The organism is Brevibacterium sp. Z349TD_9 (assembly GCF_056173565.1).
This window is the reverse complement of sequence record NZ_CM149680.1, coordinates 1,680,329-1,698,332: the sequence shown is the minus strand read 5'-3', so window position 1 is coordinate 1,698,332 and position 18,004 is coordinate 1,680,329. Positions and strand designations below refer to the sequence as shown.

At 70.2% G+C, this 18,004-nt stretch carries 15 protein-coding genes and 1 tRNA gene; all 16 read right to left on the bottom strand.

The window, feature by feature from the left end:
* Positions 1–11: 11 nt before the first annotated feature.
* Positions 12–467 carry a Cg1360 family ATP-synthase-associated protein gene (locus AC0VYB_RS07670; protein WP_009375304.1) on the bottom strand — a complete coding sequence of 152 codons (456 nt, stop codon included), beginning with the start codon at positions 465–467 and terminating at the stop codon, positions 12–14.
* Positions 464–1,573 (bottom strand): MraY family glycosyltransferase, encoded by a 1,110-nt coding sequence (locus tag AC0VYB_RS07665; RefSeq protein WP_009375302.1) that lies wholly within the window; start codon positions 1,571–1,573, stop codon positions 464–466. Before AC0VYB_RS07665 ends, AC0VYB_RS07670 begins: the two co-directional genes overlap by 4 nt.
* A complete protein-coding gene (locus AC0VYB_RS07660; protein ID WP_009375300.1) occupies positions 1,574–2,224 on the bottom strand; it encodes an L-threonylcarbamoyladenylate synthase in 651 nt (216 codons plus the stop codon).
* Entirely contained in the window at positions 2,225–3,178 is a 954-nt protein-coding gene (prmC, locus tag AC0VYB_RS07655; RefSeq protein ID WP_063249735.1) for a peptide chain release factor N(5)-glutamine methyltransferase, read from the bottom strand.
* Entirely contained in the window at positions 3,162–4,235 is a 1,074-nt protein-coding gene (gene prfA, locus AC0VYB_RS07650; RefSeq protein WP_475385114.1) for a peptide chain release factor 1, read from the bottom strand. Before prfA ends, prmC begins: the two co-directional genes overlap by 17 nt.
* A gap of 1 nt (position 4,236) precedes the next feature.
* On the bottom strand, positions 4,237–6,198 hold the full coding sequence (rho, locus tag AC0VYB_RS07645) for a transcription termination factor Rho (RefSeq protein ID WP_131248536.1): 1,962 nt from the start codon (positions 6,196–6,198) through the stop codon (positions 4,237–4,239).
* A gap of 243 nt (positions 6,199–6,441) precedes the next feature.
* Positions 6,442–7,350 carry a homoserine kinase gene (gene thrB, locus AC0VYB_RS07640; RefSeq protein WP_009375286.1) on the bottom strand — a complete coding sequence of 303 codons (909 nt, stop codon included), beginning with the start codon at positions 7,348–7,350 and terminating at the stop codon, positions 6,442–6,444.
* On the bottom strand, positions 7,347–8,468 hold the full coding sequence (gene thrC, locus AC0VYB_RS07635; RefSeq protein WP_176472451.1) for a threonine synthase: 1,122 nt from the start codon (positions 8,466–8,468) through the stop codon (positions 7,347–7,349). Before thrC ends, thrB begins: the two co-directional genes overlap by 4 nt.
* Positions 8,465–9,772 carry a homoserine dehydrogenase gene (locus tag AC0VYB_RS07630; protein ID WP_040340970.1) on the bottom strand — a complete coding sequence of 436 codons (1,308 nt, stop codon included), beginning with the start codon at positions 9,770–9,772 and terminating at the stop codon, positions 8,465–8,467. Before AC0VYB_RS07630 ends, thrC begins: the two co-directional genes overlap by 4 nt.
* Before the next feature lie 46 nt (positions 9,773–9,818).
* A complete protein-coding gene (gene lysA, locus AC0VYB_RS07625; RefSeq protein ID WP_095375834.1) occupies positions 9,819–11,282 on the bottom strand; it encodes a diaminopimelate decarboxylase in 1,464 nt (487 codons plus the stop codon).
* Positions 11,283–12,149 (bottom strand): DALR anticodon-binding domain-containing protein, encoded by an 867-nt coding sequence (locus tag AC0VYB_RS07620; RefSeq protein ID WP_131248535.1) that lies wholly within the window; start codon positions 12,147–12,149, stop codon positions 11,283–11,285.
* Between the two features lie 46 nt (positions 12,150–12,195).
* Positions 12,196–13,371 (bottom strand): MFS transporter, encoded by a 1,176-nt coding sequence (locus AC0VYB_RS07615; protein WP_095375832.1) that lies wholly within the window; start codon positions 13,369–13,371, stop codon positions 12,196–12,198.
* Between the two features lie 44 nt (positions 13,372–13,415).
* Positions 13,416–15,953, bottom strand: coding sequence for an FtsX-like permease family protein (locus AC0VYB_RS07610; RefSeq protein WP_095375831.1), 2,538 nt, complete (start codon positions 15,951–15,953; stop codon positions 13,416–13,418).
* Positions 15,950–16,711 (bottom strand): ABC transporter ATP-binding protein, encoded by a 762-nt coding sequence (locus AC0VYB_RS07605; protein ID WP_009375275.1) that lies wholly within the window; start codon positions 16,709–16,711, stop codon positions 15,950–15,952. Before AC0VYB_RS07605 ends, AC0VYB_RS07610 begins: the two co-directional genes overlap by 4 nt.
* A gap of 75 nt (positions 16,712–16,786) precedes the next feature.
* A tRNA-Arg gene (locus AC0VYB_RS07600) sits at positions 16,787–16,859 on the bottom strand.
* A gap of 81 nt (positions 16,860–16,940) precedes the next feature.
* Positions 16,941–17,939: a M15 family metallopeptidase gene (locus tag AC0VYB_RS07595; RefSeq protein WP_040340968.1), complete on the bottom strand. Its 999-nt coding sequence runs from the start codon at positions 17,937–17,939 to the stop codon at positions 16,941–16,943.
* Between the last annotated feature and the right edge of the window lie 65 nt (positions 17,940–18,004).

Below are 18,004 nucleotides of genomic sequence, written 5' to 3'. Positions count from 1 at the left end.
GTCGCCGGTGTTCAGCGGCCCGTGCCCGCCTCGGGATCGACGTAGGGCACACGGCCTCTGACGACAGTGAGCGCTTCGACGAGCGAGGATCCGATGACGGCGACGACGATCGTCGCGAACGCCACCGTGCCGTCGAGCCACGCCGCGTCCTTGAGCCGCCAGATGACGATCATGAAGACGAACGCCTTGAAGAGGAAGCCCATGCCGAGGAAGCCGGCAATCGCGGTCAGGCCCATATTGCGCCCGACGTACATGATGACGAGGGTGACGATGATGAAGATCGCTGCCAGTCCCCCGCCGACCGCTCCCCCGGCGAAGCCGCGGGGTCCGGCGACGAGCCATCCGATGCCCATGCCGCCTGCCGCGACGACGGCGACGAGGATCGCCCCGCGGATGAGCATCGTCCTCCACACGCGGGTCCAGGCGGCCTGGACCGCGGTCTCCTCTGCAGGCTGTCGATCGGTCACGAGATCTCCTCTCGGGCATGGCGGCGGATCCGCAGCGGGTAGAACGTGAAGACGAGGGTAATGGCGAAGAGCGTGCCGATGATCGCGATGACGAGCAGCGCCGGCATGAGGAGGAGCATGACCGAGCCGAAGGCGATGAGCGCCGTCCACGTGTAGAGGATGAGGACGGCCCGGGCGTGTGAGTGGCCGAGCCGGAGCATCCGGTGGTGGAGGTGCTTGGCATCGGCGGAGAACGGCGACTGTCCTGCCATGAGCCTGCGCACGACGGCGAGGCCGAGGTCGAGCAGCGGCAGGAACATCACGGCGACGGGAAGGATGATCGGCAGGTACGTCGCGAACACGCGCTCCTGGCCGATGAGCGCGGGATCGACCTGACCGGTGACCCGGATCGTCGAGGCGGCCAGCAGGAGTCCGATGAGCATCGAGCCCGAATCGCCCATGAAGATGCGGGCGGGATTGAAGTTGTGCGGGAGGAAACCGAGGCACGCACCGACGAGGATGGCGATGATGAGCGAGGCGAGGTTCGCGTACGAGTCCGGCGAGGCGTCGGTGGCCAGCCAGTACGAGTAGATGAAGAACGCGCTGCCGCCGATCGCGACGACGCCCGCGGCGAGACCGTCGAGGCCGTCGACGAAGTTCACGGCGTTGATCGTCACGAGGACGACGAGGATGGTGATGATGATCGACATCCGTGGAGAGCCGATGATCACTCCACCGAAGGGGATCGAGAGCAGGGCGACGCCGTTGATCGCCATGAAGCCGGCGGCCAGCGCCTGCCCGGCGAGCTTCGTGATCCAGTGCAGATCCCAGATGTCGTCGATGACGCCAAGGATGCACAGCAGCGCCGCGGCGCCTGCCACGCCGATGATCGGCCCCATGTCCACGAAGATCCGGGCGAGGAACGGAGTCTGGGAGGCGAACACGAGGCCGACGACGACAGCACCGAACATCGCGACCCCGCCCAGCCTCGGCGTGGGAACGGAGTGGACGTCGCGTTCGCGCAGGGGCGAGAAGATCAGTCCTCGTTCGGCGACTCTCCGGACCATGGGCGTGAGCAGGTACGCCACCAGTGCGGAGACGACGAGGATGAAGAGGTAGGCGCGCACTCAGCCGTCCAGGTCAGCAAGGTCGGGGACGATCTCGCGCAGCTCCTCGGCGCTGATCGGTCCCCGGCGGACGATGCGGGGGACGTCCCCGGAGAGGTCGACGATCGTCGACGACTGGCCGGAGGTGCGCTCTCCCCCGTCGAGGTAGATCTCGACGTCGGTGCCGAGCATGTCCTGGGCCTCGTCGGCGGTCGTCGCCGCGGGTCTGCCGGAGAGGTTCGCGCTCGAGACCGCGAGCGGACCGGTGCGCGAGAGCAGGGCGAGGGCGTGCTCGTCGTCGGGCATGCGCACGGCGACGGTGCCGTGGGTCTCCCCGAGATCCCAGTCGAGGGACGGCTGAGCCGCGGCGATGATCGTCAGCGGTCCCGGCCAGAACCGCGCGGTGAGCGCGAGCACGGTCTCATCGACGCCGTCGACGAGTCCGAACACCGTCTCCGACCTCGGCACGAGCACCGGAGGCGGCATGTCCCGTCCGCGTCCCTTCGCGGCGAGCAGGGCCGCGACGGCGGAGGCGTTGAAGGCATCGGCTGCGATCCCGTAGACCGTGTCGGTGGGGATGACGAGGAGGTTCCCCGCCTCGACCACGCGGGCGCACTCGTCGAGGACGAGGTCGCGGATGTCGGCCTGGGTGACGTCGAATCGACGGGACACTCATTCTCCGTTTCTCATCGGGGACGCCGCGGAGTCGCGACGGGCCACCGTATAGCGGTCGCGTCCAGTGTAGTCCGGGAACGTGGCCGCCCCGCTCAGCCCCGGCGTGCCGGCGACGATCTCACGCACCCCGGCCCCCTGGTCCTCGGCGTGCTCCATGACGAAGAGACCGCCCGGCCGCAGCAGCACCACCGCCTGCGCGATGAGGAGGGCGGGCAGCTCGAGTCCCGAGGCGCCCCCGTAGAGAGCGGCCGCGGGATCGTGATCGCGGACCTCGGGATCGCGGGGAACGGCGGCGTCGGGGACATACGGCGGGTTCGTCACGACGACGTCGACGGTGCCGGCGAGTTCCGGGTGATCGACTGCCACCGTCGTCGCGTCCCCGGCGAGGAGGTCGACGGTCGAGGTGCCGAGGTCGAGGTCGACGCGATTCGACTGCGACCACGACAGCGCGGAAGCCTCACGTTCGATGCCGATGACGCGGACCCCGGGGTGTTCGAGCGCGACGGAGAGGGCGATCGCTCCCGAGCCCGAGCAGAGGTCGACGACGAGCGGGGGTGCCCCACCGTCGCCGTGCGCGAGGTGATCGAGGACCTCGGTGACGAGGAGTTCGGTCTCCGGTCGGGGGACGAAGACGCCGGGACCGACCCGCAGGCTCAGGCGGCGGAAGTGGGCGACTCCGGTGAGGTGCTGGAGCGGGATGCGGCGCGCGCGTTCGGCGACGAGGCGGGCGAAACCGGCGGCGACCTCGGCCGGCACGGCGTCTGAGAAGAGGCGCCTGCGGGAGAGGTCTGTCTCGTCGATCTCCCACGCATGGGCGAGCAGCGCGGCGGCATCGGCGTCCGGCGAGGGGACGCCGGCCTCGGTGAGGACGCGCACTCCTGCCCTGAGCAGGGTGGGAACGTCCTGTTCGACCGCGCGGGTGCTCGGGTCCAGCTCAGTCTCCCAGGGCATCGAGTCGTGCGGCTCGGTCGGCGTCGCGGTTCGAGCCGACGACGGGGTCGAGGTCGCCGGCGAGGACCTGATCGAGGTTGTACGCCTTGAAGCCGGTGCGGTGGTCGGTGATGCGGTTCTCCGGGAAGTTGTACGTCCGGATCCGCTCGGAGCGGTCGACGGTGCGCACCTGCGAACGGCGGATGTCAGCGGCCTCCGCCGCCGCCTCCTCGGCCTGCTTGGCCAGGATCCGGGCGCGCAGCATCCGCAGGGCCGCCTCCTTGTTCTGCAGCTGCGACTTCTCGTTCTGGCAGCTCGCGGTGATGCCCGTGGGCAGGTGGGTGATGCGCACGGCCGAATCGGTCGTGTTCACCGACTGCCCGCCCGGTCCCGAGGACCGGTAGACGTCGATGCGCAGCTCGTTCTCCTCGAGGCGGACCTCTTCGGGCTCGTCGACCTCGGGGAAGACGAGGACTCCCGCCGCCGAGGTGTGGATGCGTCCCTGGGACTCCGTGACGGGCACGCGCTGGACGCGGTGGACGCCGCCTTCGAACTTCAGCCACCCGTAGGCGCCGTCGTCGCCGGCCTTGACGGCGAGGGTGACGTCCTTGTAGCCGCCGAGGTCGGAGTGCGTGGCGGTGAGGATCTGCGAGGACCAGCCGTGGGAGTCGATCCAGCGCTGGTACATCCGCAGCAGGTCCCCGGCGAAGAGCGCGGACTCGTCGCCGCCCTCCCCCGCCTTGATCTCGACGATCGCGTCACGGGCGTCGTCGGGGTCGCGGGGAACGAGGAGATCGCGGAGTTCGGCCTCGGCCTCGGCCTGCTCGGTGCGCAGGCGCTCGGCCTCGGCGGCAAGGTCGGGATCCTCGGCGCTGAGCTCCTCGGCGGCGGCGAGGTCGTCGCCGAGGGCATCGACGCGCTTGGCGGCGGCGACGATGCGGTCGAGTTCTGAGTACCTGCGGGTGAGCTTCCGGGCCCGGCCGGCATCAGCGTGCACGGCCGGGTCGGAGAGCTCCTCGGACAGCCTCGCATGCTCGTCGACGACCATGCTCACACTGGCCCTGAGGCTGTCAGTCATCTCAGTGTTCGTCGGTCGAGGACTTCGGCAGCGGCGTCGTCTTCTGCACCTGCATGAGGAACTCGGCGTTCGAGCCGGTCTCCTTGAGCTTGGACATGAGGAGTTCGACGGCCTGCTGCTGCTCGAGACCCGAGAGGAGGCGGCGCAGGCGCCACATCACCTTGGTCTCCTCCGGCGTCATGAGCATCTCCTCGCGACGCGTCGACGAGGCGTTGACGTCGACGGCCGGGAAGATGCGCTTGTCCGCGAGCTGGCGGGACAGACGCAGCTCCATGTTGCCGGTGCCCTTGAACTCCTCGAAGATCACCTCGTCCATCTTCGAGCCCGTCTCGACGAGCGCGGTGGCGAGGATCGTCAGGGAGCCGCCGCCCTCGATGTTGCGGGCGGCGCCGAAGAACTTCTTCGGCGGGTAGAGCGCGTTCGCGTCGACACCACCGGAGAGGATGCGGCCCGAGGCCGGCTGCGCGATGTTGTACGCCCGGCCCAGGCGCGTGATGTTGTCGAGGAGGACGACGACGTCGGAGCCCATCTCGACGAGGCGCTTGGCGCGCTCGATGGCGAGTTCGGCGATCGTCGTGTGGTCGTCGGCGGGACGGTCGAAGGTCGAGGCGATGACCTCGCCCTTGACGGCGCGCTGCATGTCCGTGACCTCTTCGGGGCGTTCGTCGACGAGGACGACCATGAGGTGGACTTCCGGATTGTTCTCCGTGATCGCGTTGGCGACCTGCTGCATGATCGTCGTCTTGCCGGCCTTGGGCGGGGCGACGATGAGGCCGCGCTGGCCCTTGCCGATCGGCGTGACGAGATCGATGAGGCGCGTCGACTGGAGCTTCGAGGTGGTCTCGAGGCGCAGACGCTCCTGCGGGTAGAGGGGCGTGAGCTTCGAGAACTCGACGCGGCCCTTCGCATCGTCGACGCTCAGTCCGTTGACCGAGTCGAGGCGGACGAGGGCGTCGAACTTCTCACGCTTGCCCCCGCGCTCGTTCTCCCGCGGCTGACGGATCGCGCCGGCGACGGCGTCGCCCTTGCGCAGACCGTTCTTGCGCACCATCGAGGCCGAGACGTAGACGTCGTTGGGCCCGGGCAGGTAGCCCGAGGTGCGGAGGAAGGCGTAGTTGTCGTGGACGTCGAGGATGCCGCCGACGGGGATGAGGACGTCGTCGCTGCGGATCTCCGGCTCGTCGCCGCCGCGTCCGCGGCGCTTGCGGTCCCGTCCCCGACCGCGGCGGCCACCGCGCTCGTCATCGTCGCGGTTGCGACGGTCGTTGTCGCGACGGTCGTTGTCACGACGGTCGTTGCGATTGCCGCGGTCGTCGCCACGGTCATCGCCCTCGCCCTGACGGCCGCGACGGTCATTGCCGCCCCGCTCGCCCTTGCGGTCGTTGTCACGGTCTCCCTTGCGGTCCTCGCCCCGCCGGTCGTTGTCCCGGCGGTCGTTGTCGCGGTCGCCCTTGCGGTCGTCGCCGCGGCGGTCGTCGTCACCGCGGCGGCCTCGACGGTTTCCGCGCTCAGCGGAATCGTCACGCGCCTCGGCGGACTGCGTCTCGGCCTCGGCGTCACCGCCGCGGGAGCGCGAACGGCTCCGGCGGCTGCGCTGGCGGTCCTGACCCTGCTCGTCGCCCTCGGGCGCCTGGGTCTCGGTCTCGGTGCGGGCCTCGGGGGCGGTCGCCTCGGCGGACTGCGCGTCCTCGGTCTGCTGATCCGCGCGAGAGGCGGAGGCGGCGCTGCGGCGCGCGGGACGGCGGGAGCGCTTGGCGTCCTCGGTGGTCACGGCCGGAGCCGAGTCGGCGGCGGGCGCGTTCGAGCCGCCCTGGTTGTTGATGGCGTCGATGAGTTCGCCCTTGCGAAGTCGACGGTATCCTTTGATTCCCATTCCGGCTGCCATCTCCTGCAGCTGGGGAAGGCGCAGAGCGGTCAGACTGCCGGTGCGCGGTGTGGAATCCGGGGTTGTGGTTTCAGACACGAAGGTCCTTCTCCCTCATTCGGCCGTGCGGCAAGAGCCGTAGTCCCACGGCGACGGAAACACCCTTGACGGTGCATTGTGAAAGTCGTCCTGCTAAAGACTGAGCAGGAGATGTTCCAGAAGAATCGATGTGGAGTCCGCGGCGACTGCCACGGAAGTCCGCTCATCGGAGGAACACCGTTCAGTGTACCCGCAGCGAGCCGATGTTGCGAATCCCGTCTCACGCGAGTTCTGTGTCGTGTCTCACACGACGTCGGCGATGCGGCAGCCCTCCTCATCGATGTCGACGGTGAGGATGCGCACGCCGGGCGGGACCGCCTCGGCGGGAACGGATTCGGTGAGCGCGAGCACTGTCGGCCCGGCTCCGGAGATCACCGCGGGGATCCCGCGGGAGCGCAGGGCGTCGACGAGGTCCATCGAGCCCGGGTAGGCCGATCGGCGGGCCTCCTGGTGGAGGCGATCGGCGGTCGCGTCGAACAGGGCGTCCCGGTCCTCGGTGAGCGCATGGACGAGCAGGCCCGTGCGCGCAGCGTTCTCCGCGGCGACGGCATGGTCGACGACCGCGGGGATGGCGCCGCGGGCGGTGAGCGTGTCCAGCCGCTCCTCGGGCACGAGAACTGTGACCGCAGACAGCGTGCGCACGGGGACGTTCCATGCCCGCGCGGGATCCGAGAGGGAGATCGTCAGTCCCCCGAAGATCGCCGGTGCCGCGTTGTCGGGATGCCCCTCGATCACGGCGGCGCGCTCGAGGATCTCCTCCGGGGTCAGCCCCCGCCCTCCGGCCGCCTCGCCGAGCCTGCCGGCCAGGGCGATGCCCGCGACCACGGCCGCTGCCGAGGACCCCAGTCCCCTAGAATGCGGGATCCGGTTGGTGCATTCGAGCGTGATCCTCGGCAGCAGCTCCGCGTGGGCATCCGGGGCGATCTCGGCGAGCACCTCGCGGAGGACTGAGACGATGAGATGGGAACCGTCCCGGGGCAGCTCGGCGGCGCTCTCCCCGGTGATCGTGACGACGGCGGTCGGATCGACCGGGGCGTCGTGGACGGTGAGTTCGAGGGTGTCGACGAGGCCGAGGGCGAGGCCGAACGAGTCGTAGCCGGGGCCGAGGTTCGCCGAGGTCGCCGGCACCTCGATCCGCAGACGCCGGATCACTCGTCCTCGAGCCCGAGTGCGCGGGCGGCGCTGACGGCGTCGACCGGCACGCGCACCGGTTCGATCTCCGACCCGTCAGCGGTGTGCAGCGCCCAGCTCGGGTCCTTGAGACCGTGGCCGGTGACGGTGACGGCGATCCGTGCGCCGGCCGGGACCCCGCCCGCCTCCGACATCTTGAGCAGACCCGCCACCGAGGCGGCCGACCCGGGTTCGACGAAGATCCCCTCCTCACGCGAGAGGACCTTGTGCGCGGCGAGGATCTCCTCATCGGTGACCGAGTCGATGAGTCCGCCCGAGGCGTCGCGGGCCTCGATCGCCCGGTCCCAGCTGGCGGGGTTGCCGATGCGGATCGCCGTGGCGATCGTGTCCGGATCGGTCACGGGGTGGCCGAGGACGAGCGGGGCCGCTCCGGCGGCCTGGAAGCCCCACATCTGCGGCAGGCGCGTCGAGACGCCGATCCCGTGGTACTGGTGGTAGCCCTTCCAGTACGCGGTGATGTTGCCGGCGTTGCCGACGGGCAGGACGTGGATGTCGGGGGCGTCGCCGAGGACGTCGACGACCTCGAAGGACGCCGTCTTCTGGCCCTCGATGCGGTCGGGGTTGACGGAGTTGACGAGGTGGACGGGGTAGGACTCGGAGAGCTTCCGGCACAGGGTGAGGCAGTCGTCGAAGTTCCCGTCGACCTCGAGCAGCGTCGCCCCGTGGGCGACGGCCTGGCTCATCTTCCCCGGCGCGATCCTGCCCGCGGGCACGAGCACGGCGCACGTGAGGCCCGCCTTCGTCGCGTACGCGGCAGCCGAGGCGGAGGTGTTGCCCGTCGACGCGCAGATCACGGCCTTCGCCCCGTGCGCCTTCGCCTTCGTGATCGCCATCGTCATCCCGCGGTCCTTGAACGATCCGGTCGGGTTGAGGCCTTCGTACTTGACCCACACCTCGGCGCCGGTCATCGCACTGAGCTTCTCCGCGCGGATGAGCGGAGTTCCGCCCTCTCCGAGGGTGACAGACGGGATGTCGGCGGCGATGTCGAGCAGGCTGCGGTATTCGTCGATGACGCCCTGCCACTGGTGGCGGGGGTACTGGCTGTTCGTCACGGGGGTCTGGTCCTTCGTCTCGCTCACTGGCCCTCCGCCCGGATGACGGAGGCGACTGCGCGCACCACGTCGAGGTCGCCGAGGCGGTCGACCGTGCGTGAGAGCGCAGCGTCGGTGTTCTCATGGGTGGCCAGCACGAGCTTCGCGTGCTGGATCCCCTCGTCGTCGACCTCGCCGATGGTCTGGCGCATGAGCTCGATCGACGCACCCTCGTCGGCGAAGACCTCGGAGACCGCGGCGAGCACGCCGGGACGGTCGACGACGTCGAGGGTGATGTGGTAGCGGGTGGTGATGGCCGAGATCGGCAGCACCCTGCGTTCGGGGTGAAAGGGGCGTTCGTACTGTCCGCGCCCGCCGAGCACCTTGCGCCGGGCGACGGAGACGACGTCGCCGAGCACCGCCGAGGCGGTCGGGGCTCCCCCGGCCCCCTGGCCGTAGAACATCAGCGACCCTGCGGCCTCGGCCTCGACGAACACGGCGTTGAACGCTCCGTGGACGGAGGCGAGCGGGTGGGTGCGCGGCAGCAGCGCCGGGTAGACCCGCGCGGAGAGTCCCGCACCGGCCGGTGAGTCCGTCACGCGTTCGCACACGGCGAGCAGCTTGATGACGAAGCCCTGGTCCTTCGCCGTCTCGACCATCTCCGCGGTGATGCCGGTGATGCCCTCGACGTGGACGTCGTCGATCGTCACCGGTGCGTGGAAGGCGAGGGAGGAGAGGATCGCGGCCTTGGCAGCGGCATCGTGACCGCCGATGTCCGCTGTCGGGTCGGCTTCGGCGTATCCGAGCTCCTGCGCCGAGGCCAGGGCTGCGTCGAAGTCCCAGCCCTGCGAGTCCATCTGGTCGAGGATGTAGTTCGTCGTGCCGTTGACGATGCCCATGATCCGATCGATCCGGTCTCCCGCGAGCGAGTCGCCGACGGGGCGGATGATCGGGATCGCTCCGGCCACGGCCGCTTCGTGCTCGAGGCGGACCTCGGAGTCGTCGGCGGCGGCCATGAGTTCGCCGTAGGCGGCGGCGAGCAGCGCCTTGTTCGCGGTGACGACGGACGAGCCCTGGGCGAGTGCACGGGTGATGAGCGTCTTCGCGGGCTCGATGCCGCCCATGAGCTCGATGACGATGTCCGCACCGTCGATCGCCGCCTCGGCGTCGGTGGTGAGCACGCTCGCATCGACACCGGGCCGCTCCTTGTCCGGGTCGCGGACGACGACCGCGGTGAGCACGAGCGGAGCGCCGATGCGCTCCTCGAGCGCCTCAGCCCGCGACTGGAGTCGGGCGGCGACTTCCGAGCCGACGACTCCGCATCCGAGCATGGCGACTTTCAAAGGCTGCATGGCTTACTCTCTGTTCTCAGTGGTTCTCGGTGGTTCGCAGGTGATCTCAGCGCTCTGCCGGATCAGGATTCTTCCCGTCGGTGGTCGGGTCCGCCATCCCCGGGTCGCTCGCGAAGAGCTGCGAGTACGTCTCCGGGGTGACGATCCACTCCACCCTATCCCGTGTCACGGCGAGCACCCCCGGCCGAGTGACATGATTGTAATTGCTCGACAGCGACCGACAGTAGGCGCCGGTGCCGGGAACGGCGACGAGGTCGCCGGGTGCCACGTCACCGCCCATGTACTCGTCACGGACGATGACGTCGCCGGACTCGCAGTGCATGCCGACGACGCGGACGACGACGGGAGCGGCGGGCGAGTTCCGATTGGCCAAGGTACACGAATAGTCGGCGTCGTAGAGAGCTGTCCGAATGTTGTCGCTCATCCCGCCGTCGACGGCGACGTAGGTGCGCACACCTTCGTCGGTGACGACCTCCTTGACGGTGCCGACGCGGTAGAGCGTGAACACCGCGGGCGAGACGATCGCCCGGCCCGGCTCGATCGAGATCCGCGGGACGTTCGTGCCCAGTCCGCGGCACTCCTTGGCGACGACGGCGGCGAGTTCGGAGGCCATCTCGGCGACGGGGATCGGCGTGTCCTGCGAGGTGTAGCGGATCCCGAAGCCGCCGCCGAGGTCGACCTCGGGGAGGTCGACGCCGTGGGTGGCCATGATCTCGGCGCGCAGGGCGAGCACGCGGGCGGCGGCGACCTGGAAGCCGGAGATGTCGAAGATCTGGGAGCCGATGTGCGAGTGGAGCCCGTCGAGGCGCAGGTGGGCGGAGTCGACGACGCGCGCGGCGGCGGCGCTCGCCTTGCCCGCGGACACGGAGAGACCGAACTTCTGGTCCTCGTGGGCGGTGGCGATGAAGTCGTGGGTATGGGCTTCGACGCCGACGGTGACGCGCAGCATCACAGGCGCGACGACGCCCTTGGCCGCGGCGATGGTCTCGAGACGGTCGATCTCGTCGAGGCTGTCGACGATGATCCGTCCCACCCCGTAGTCGAGGGCGTACTCGAGTTCGGCGACGGACTTGTTGTTCCCGTGCAGGCCCACGCTCGCCCCGGGGACTCCGGCGGCGCGGGCGATCATCATCTCTCCGAGCGAGCACGTGTCGAGTCCCAGTCCGGCCTCGTGCACCCACCGGGCCACCGCCGTGCAGAGGAACGCCTTGCCCGCGTAGAAGACGTCGGCGCCGGCAAGCCCGTGCTCCGGAGCGAATGCGGCCGAGTACGCCTGGCGGAAGAGCTCTGCGCGGGAGACGAAGTCGTCGACGTCGAAGACGAACGTCGGCGTGCCGAAGCGTTCGGCGAGGTCGGTCACGGGGTGACCGGCGACAGTGAGGACGCCGTCTGAGTCCTTGGCGACGTTGTCCGACCACAGGCTCGGCATGACGGCGTTGACGTCGTCGGGATAGGGCAGCCACACGGGGGCGGGCGTCGCGTGCAGGGGGCCTGCGATGTGAGCGGGCATCTACATCCTCTCCGGGGCGCGCACGCCCAGCAGTCTCAGTCCTCGGGCGAGGACGGTGGTCACAGCATCGACGAGTACGGCCCGGGCGGCGTGGACGGCGGTGATGTCGGCGTCGAGAGTGGGGACGAGCGTGTGGCTCGCCGCCCAGTCGAGGTAGGCGTGGGCGAGGTCGGCGAGCGTTGCGGTCAGCGCCGCCGGGTCCCGCGTGCGCGCGAGGGTGTCTGCCGCCTCGGTGACGTGGACGAGCAGGCTCCGCTCGGCGGTGTCGAGGGTCTCGGCGCCGACGATCTCGGCTGAGTCCGGTCGGGCCTCCCCCACTCGGACGTCGCCCTTGGCGGCTGTGCGCGGGCATCCGCCGGGGACTCCGGCGGCGGCTGCATTGCGGAGCAGTCGGCGGCCGTGGGCGTGGCTGCGGCGGATGAGGTGGACGGGATCGTCGTCGAGGGCGCGGGCCGGACCGTCGGGGACCTCGGGTGCCGGATCCCCGTCGTCGGCGGATGTGTGTGCGTCAGCGGCGGGGACTGCGTCAGCGCCCGGTTCCGCATCAGCGATCTGCTCGGCGATGATCGCGCAGACGGCGGCGAGGAGGCTCGCCGCGGTCACCTCGATGCCGAGGAAGCCCGGACCCGACACGGTCACCGCCGCGATGTCGGGATGGCGGCGAAGCGCCTCGGCGAACTGCTCGGCGACGTCATGGGCGTCGGCTCCGTCGAGGCGAGCCGCGGTGCGCAGGGCAAGGTTCGAATGCCAGTGACCGGGGGTTCTGCCGTCGGCACGACGCAGCACCGCACCATCGGCCGGATGCGCAGTCCGGGCGGTGTCGGCCGCCGCCTCGGCGAGGACGGTGCGCAGCTGTTCCGGGGTCACCCGTCAAGCGTACTCGGCACGCGATCTGCGCACCGAATCGCCTGGCTCAGATATGGCCGGCCCGGGTGGCGGGGACGGTGACGGCGAGTTTGATCCCGACGGAGGCGAGGACGAGGACGAAGGCGGGCCACAGACTCCCTCCGGCTCCCACCAGGAGGCCGAAGAGCAGGGGACCCGTCGCGGCGAGCAGGTAGCCGCCGCCCTGGACGAATCCGGACAGCGCCGCCGAGGCCTCGGGGCCGCGCGAGCGCAGGGTGATGAGGGTGAGCGCGAGCGGGAACGTGGAGATGCCGATGCCGAGCAGCACGGTCCACAGCACCGGGGCCGCCTGCGGGGCGAGCCAGAGGCCGAGGTAGCCTGCGGCGAGGCTGAGGCAGAAGGCGACGACGATCGCCGCCGAGGAGCGCAGCCTGGCGGCCATTGCCGGGAGGACGAAGCCGAGGACGAGCGGGATCGCGGTGACGAGGGCGAGCATGGCTCCGGCGAACGCGGAGTCGAAGCCTGCGCGGGTGAGCAGCGGAGGCAGCCACGTGAAGAGGATGAAGTTGTTGAACGAGGTCATGCCCGTCATTGTCATCAGCGCCCAGGCCCGCGGGGTCGAGAGCAGCCGGCGCAGCTCCCGGCCGCCCACGGATGCGGCTCTCACCTCGGTCTGCGGGGCGGGACGGCACGCGGCGATGACGCCCCACACGGCGACTGCGAGGCCGGCGCAGGCGACCCAGACGAGCAGCGAGCCGCGCCAGCCGAGTTCGCGGGCGAGCGGGACGGCGACGAGCGGGGGCACGAAGGTCCCGAGCTGGAGGAGACCGACGTGGACGGTGGAGACGAACGCGACCCGATCCGGGAAGTACGCCTTGACGATCGGGGGCACGACGACGTTGCCCAGCCCCATGCCCGCCAGCGCGAGGACGCTGAGGGCGAGGAAGAGGCCGGGGTCGGAGACGAGGGCGCGGACCCCGAGTCCGAGGGTGATCATGGCCATCGCCGCCACAGTCATCGTCATCGCGGAGAAGCGGGTGATGAGGCGCGGGGCGAGGAACCCGCAGAGCCCGTAGAGCAGCGGCGGGAGCATGCCGATGACGGCGAGGAACGTCCCGCCGAGGCGGATCTCGCCGCCCATCGTCTCGAGCAGCGGGGACAGTCCGGTGACACCGGGCCGAAGGTTGAATGCGGCGACGACGATACCGGTGAGGATGATCCCCGACGTCCACGCTGGTCTCATGTGTGCCTTTCTACCACTGAGGCCGTGCCCGGCGACCGGCAGGGTCAGGTCTCCTGCTTGAGCCCTTCGACCGGGGACAGCCGTGCGGCGCGACGGGCCGGGGCCAGCGCCGAGAGGATCCCGGCGATGACGGCGACGGCGAGGATGCCGAGCGAGGCGGGGATCGACCAGTCGACGACGAATGCCGATGAGAAGTCGACGGTGATGAGTCGGGTCGCGACGATGCCCAGGGCCCCGCCGAGGCCGAGCCCGATGAGCGCGGCGACGACGGAGATGAGGACCGCTTCGAAGGCGAGCAGAGCGCGCAGCTGCGCGAGGCTGAGGCCGAGGGCGCGCAGCAGCGAGTTCTCCCGTCGGCGTTCGATGACCGAGAGGCTGATCGTGTTCGAGACCCCGATGAGGGCGATGAGGACGGCGATGAGGAGGACGCCGACGGCCGTGAGGAGGAGCACGTCGATGACCTGGGCGAAGAGCCCGCGTTCGACCGCCGAACCGATGACCTCGTCGGTGGCGACGTCGAGTGCCTCGGCGACCTGCTGCCGGATGCGCAGGACGTCGGAGCCGCTCTGGTCGGGGGCCAGGGTGATGAGCACAGCCGTCGACGCCGCGGAGATGCCGATCCTGTTGCCGACGTCAGCGGTCGTGAAGTAGGCCCGGCTCGACTCCCCCGACTTCTCGACCGGCAGCGTCGCCGTCGTCAGCCCCTGCACCTGCACCGACTGCCCCGGGTAGTTCTCAGGCACCGTCACCCGCCCGGCGACCACCGGGGGCGCCGACTCGCCGAGGAGGGCCGAGAGCGAGCTCGGATCGACGATGTAGAGCTCGGCATCGTCGTCGACGACGGACCCGTGGTACGCGAGCACCGCCGTGGCGACGCCGTCGATGTCGCGGATCTCCTCGATGACGTCCTGATCGGCGGCGGTGCCGAGGTTGACGGCGACGTCGACGGGGAAGTGCTGTTCGAGGCCCGCCCCGAACGTCGCCTTCGTCGACATGCCGCCGACGACGAGAGTGGAGACGAGCGTGACGCCGATGACCAGCGCCGCGGCTGTCGACCCGGTGCGGCGGCGGTTGCGCAGCGTGTTGAGCGTGGCCAGTTGGCCCGGCAGACCCCACGGGGTGACGACGAGGTCGCCGATCCACGAGACCACGGGCGGGATGATCTGGCCTGAGCCGAGGACGAGTCCGACGACGACGAGGATGCCGCCGAGGGCGCCGACGAGGATCCAGACGGGCGAGTCGACGGCGAAGACGAGAGCGAGGACGACGGCGAGGGTGCCGATGACGATGCTCCCCCACCCGGAGAGGACACGCGCCCGCGACTGCGAGGTCGGAGCGCTGGGGACGTCGAAGGGCTGCAGCGCCTCGAGCGGGGTCACCGCGATCGCGCTGCGTGCCGGCCGGATCGTCGCCGCCACGGTGAGGAGGACGCCGACGACGACGCCGGCCAGCAGCGTCCAGGCCGGCACCGTGAGCGAGACGTAGGCGAACTCGTCCTTCCAGACCCGGGTGGCGACGGCAACGAGCAGGGCGCTCACCCCGATCCCGGCGATGACCCCGAGGAGCGAGCCGAGGAGTCCGACGAACACGCCTTCGACGAGGACCGAGCCGTAGAGCTGTCGGCGGGAGGCGCCGATGCAGCGGAGCAGGGCGAGTTCGCGGCGACGACCGGCGACGATGACCGAGAACGTGTTCGAGACGACGAGGACGGCGACGAGGACGGAGATGCCCGCACAGCCGAGCAGCATCCATGCGATGAAGTCGCTGCCCTCGGAGAACTCCGCGACCCGGCGGTCGACCGCCTCGTCGACGGTCATCGTCTCCATCCTGTCGCGGAGGACGGAATCGGCGATGCGGGTCTCGATCGCAGAGCGCACCGTTTCCGGGTCGGCATCGGAGGACAGACCGAGCTGGATGGCGGCGACGTCACCGGAGCGGGCGAAGTGCTCGCGGTAGCTCGCCCCCGTCGTCAGGGCCCGGGGCATGCCGACGAAGGTGGGGTCGTCGCCCATCTCCGCGATGCCGACGACGGTGAAGTCCGTGGCCGAGTGCCGCGGTCCGCGGTAGACGGGCATCGAATCGGTGTCGGTGTCGATCCGGGCGGTCGCCGTGGTGAACCGCAGGGTGTCTCCGACACCGACGCCGAGGTCGGCAGCCGTCGCCGTGTCGACGACGACGTCCGTGGGCTCCTGCGGACGGGATCCCTCGACGACGGAGAACGTGTCGAGTCGGGGATCTCCCGGCGCGGGGGTGACGGCGAAGTCGGTGTCGGCGATTCCGCCGCCGCGCGCCGAGGCGACGGCGCTGGCGGTGACCTCGACCGCACTCACCCCGGGCACCCCCGCCAGCGACTCCGTCACCGCGGCGACCTCAGGCGGGTCGATCGCGGCTCCGGTGACGGGCATGACGACGACTCCGGCCCGGGAGAACGACTGTCCGATCCCCTCCCGCAGGCTCTCCTGCAGCGAGGTGTTGATGATGAGGGTGGCCGAGACGAATCCCGCAGCGAGCGCGATGCCGAGACCGATCGCTGCGAACCGCGCCCAATGGGCGCGGATCTGGGCGAAGGCCACGGAGATCATCGCGCGCTCAGCTCGCTCAGGGCGGTGACGACTGTCTCCGTCGTCGGGTCGGCGATCTCACCGCCCACACGACCGTCCTTGAGCAGCACCACCCGATCGGCGTGGGCTGCGGCGACGGGGTCGTGGGTGACCATGATGATCGTCTGGCCGTACTGGGCAGCGGCGGCATGGAGGAGGTCGAGCACCTCGGCGCCGGAGAGGGAGTCGAGGTTGCCCGTCGGCTCGTCGGCGAAGACGACATCGGGCTTCGTCAGCAGGGCACGGGCGACGGCGACGCGCTGCTGCTGGCCGCCGGAGAGCTCGTGGGGACGGTGCCGGAGTCGGTCGCCGATGCCGAGGCGCTCGACGATCTCCGCCTTCCACGCCTCGTCGACGGAGCCGCGGGCGAGCGAGACCGGCAGATCGATGTTCTGGTCGGCATCGAGGGTGGGGACGAGGTTGAAGGCCTGGAAGATGAAGCCGACGCGGTCGCGGCGCAGCTGGGTCAGCTGCCGGTCGTCGAGTCCGGTGATGTCCTCGCCGCGCATGAGGATCTCCCCCGAGTCGACGCGGTCGAGGCCGGCGAGCACATGCATGAACGTCGACTTGCCCGACCCGGAGGGGCCCATGATGGCGGTGAAGCGCCCGGAGTCGAAGTCGACGCTGATGTCGTCGAGCGCAGTCACCGCGGTCTCGTCGCGGCCGAAGCTCTTGCGCAGGTGACGAGCGCACAGCACCGCCTCGTCAGAGCTGCTCGGCGCGGGGGAAGGAGTCGACATCACTGTCCTCGTGATCGCGGTCGGCGCGGGATAGACGAACCGCCCATCTCGACGTGGGAGATGGGCGGATCACTGTGCCCGCGACAGGATTCGAACCTACGACCTTCTGCTCCGGAGGCAGACGCTCTATCCGCTGAGCTACGCGGGCAACGCATGTCATGCTATCACCGACTGGGATCCGAACCCAAAACGCCGCCCGATCGTGTCGGACGGCGCAGCGGGTCGGGACTCAGGAGCCCTTCATGCCTTTGCGGCCGGGCACGTACTCCCAGTGCCACAGCTCGTACGAGTTGGCCTTGGCCCAGTCCGGGTTCTCCCAGCCGTACTTGCCGGCGTTGGCGGCGAGCCAGTCGTAGTTCGAGGTGTCGAGGTCGAGCGCGAGACCCCAGCCGTGGTTGGAGGTGCCCGGGCGGGCGGCGAAACCCGGCTTGCGGGCCGCGACCGAGATCTGCCCGGCCATGTCACGGTACGAGTCCGTGATGCCGAGGTCCTTGCCGGTGTCCTTCTTGAACGCGGCGTTCATCTCGGCGAAGGCGACAGCGGCGTCCGAGCGCAGCTTGTGGTCGCCGACGCCGATGCCGCACAGCCATTCGTCGGGCAGCTCGCCGTTCGAGGGCGAGCCCTTCGGAGCCTCACCGGAGCAGCCGGGCAGGACCGACTTCTCGATCGCACGGGACGCGGCCTCGGCCTTGTTCTGCTTGGCGCTGGGAGCGCCGATCTCGATGCTCGTCTTCTCGTCGGTCGCGGGAATGTCCGCGGAGACCGATTCCGCGTTGATCGCACGCGCCGGGGCCGCGGCCGCGGTCTCATCGACCTTGACCTCCTGGCCGCCCATGTTGCCGGCGATCATCACGGCCGCGATCGCGGTGCCGGTGACCGAGACGGTCGCCAGCGCCGAGGCGGTGGTCACCCGCTTGCGGCGGACGGAGCGGAGCAGGGAGCCGTCGGAGCCGCGGTTGCCCGCGAAGGCGGCGACGCTTCCCGAGGCGCGTTCGGCGGCCAGGGCCGCACGCCTGGGCGAACCCGCCTGCGCCGCAGCCTCAGCGGCCATCGCCGCTCGCCGGGGCGAGAGGGGCTGGGACTGAGGCTGAGATGCGGATTCCCGCGTCTGCGGGGTCGTGTCGGCGGTGCGCCGGGAGAGGAGAGAGGGAACGCTCGAGGAGGCGTGCTGCTTGCGTAGATCGCGTCGGCGCACAGGCGCCTCCACGGTCGAGGTGTCACTCGACATATCACTCCGAACTGTCGTCTGCTGTGCTGCACGCCCGCGGTCGGGCAGGCGGCCGAAAAGCTTAT

What these genes read in the sequence shown, in the direction of transcription:
- prmC (WP_063249735.1), bottom strand. Translation starts at nt 3,178, where the DNA reads ATGCCCTGGGAGACTGAGCTGGACCCGAGCACCCGCGCGGTCGAACAG.
- prfA (WP_475385114.1), bottom strand. Translation starts at nt 4,235, where the DNA reads ATGACTGACAGCCTCAGGGCCAGTGTGAGCATGGTCGTCGACGAGCAT.
- AC0VYB_RS07630 (WP_040340970.1), bottom strand. Translation starts at nt 9,772, where the DNA reads ATGCAGCCTTTGAAAGTCGCCATGCTCGGATGCGGAGTCGTCGGCTCG.
- lysA (WP_095375834.1), bottom strand. Translation starts at nt 11,282, where the DNA reads ATGCCCGCTCACATCGCAGGCCCCCTGCACGCGACGCCCGCCCCCGTG.
- AC0VYB_RS07615 (WP_095375832.1), bottom strand. Translation starts at nt 13,371, where the DNA reads ATGAGACCAGCGTGGACGTCGGGGATCATCCTCACCGGTATCGTCGTC.
- AC0VYB_RS07610 (WP_095375831.1), bottom strand. Translation starts at nt 15,953, where the DNA reads ATGATCTCCGTGGCCTTCGCCCAGATCCGCGCCCATTGGGCGCGGTTC.
- AC0VYB_RS07605 (WP_009375275.1), bottom strand. Translation starts at nt 16,711, where the DNA reads ATGTCGACTCCTTCCCCCGCGCCGAGCAGCTCTGACGAGGCGGTGCTG.
- AC0VYB_RS07595 (WP_040340968.1), bottom strand. Translation starts at nt 17,939, where the DNA reads ATGTCGAGTGACACCTCGACCGTGGAGGCGCCTGTGCGCCGACGCGAT.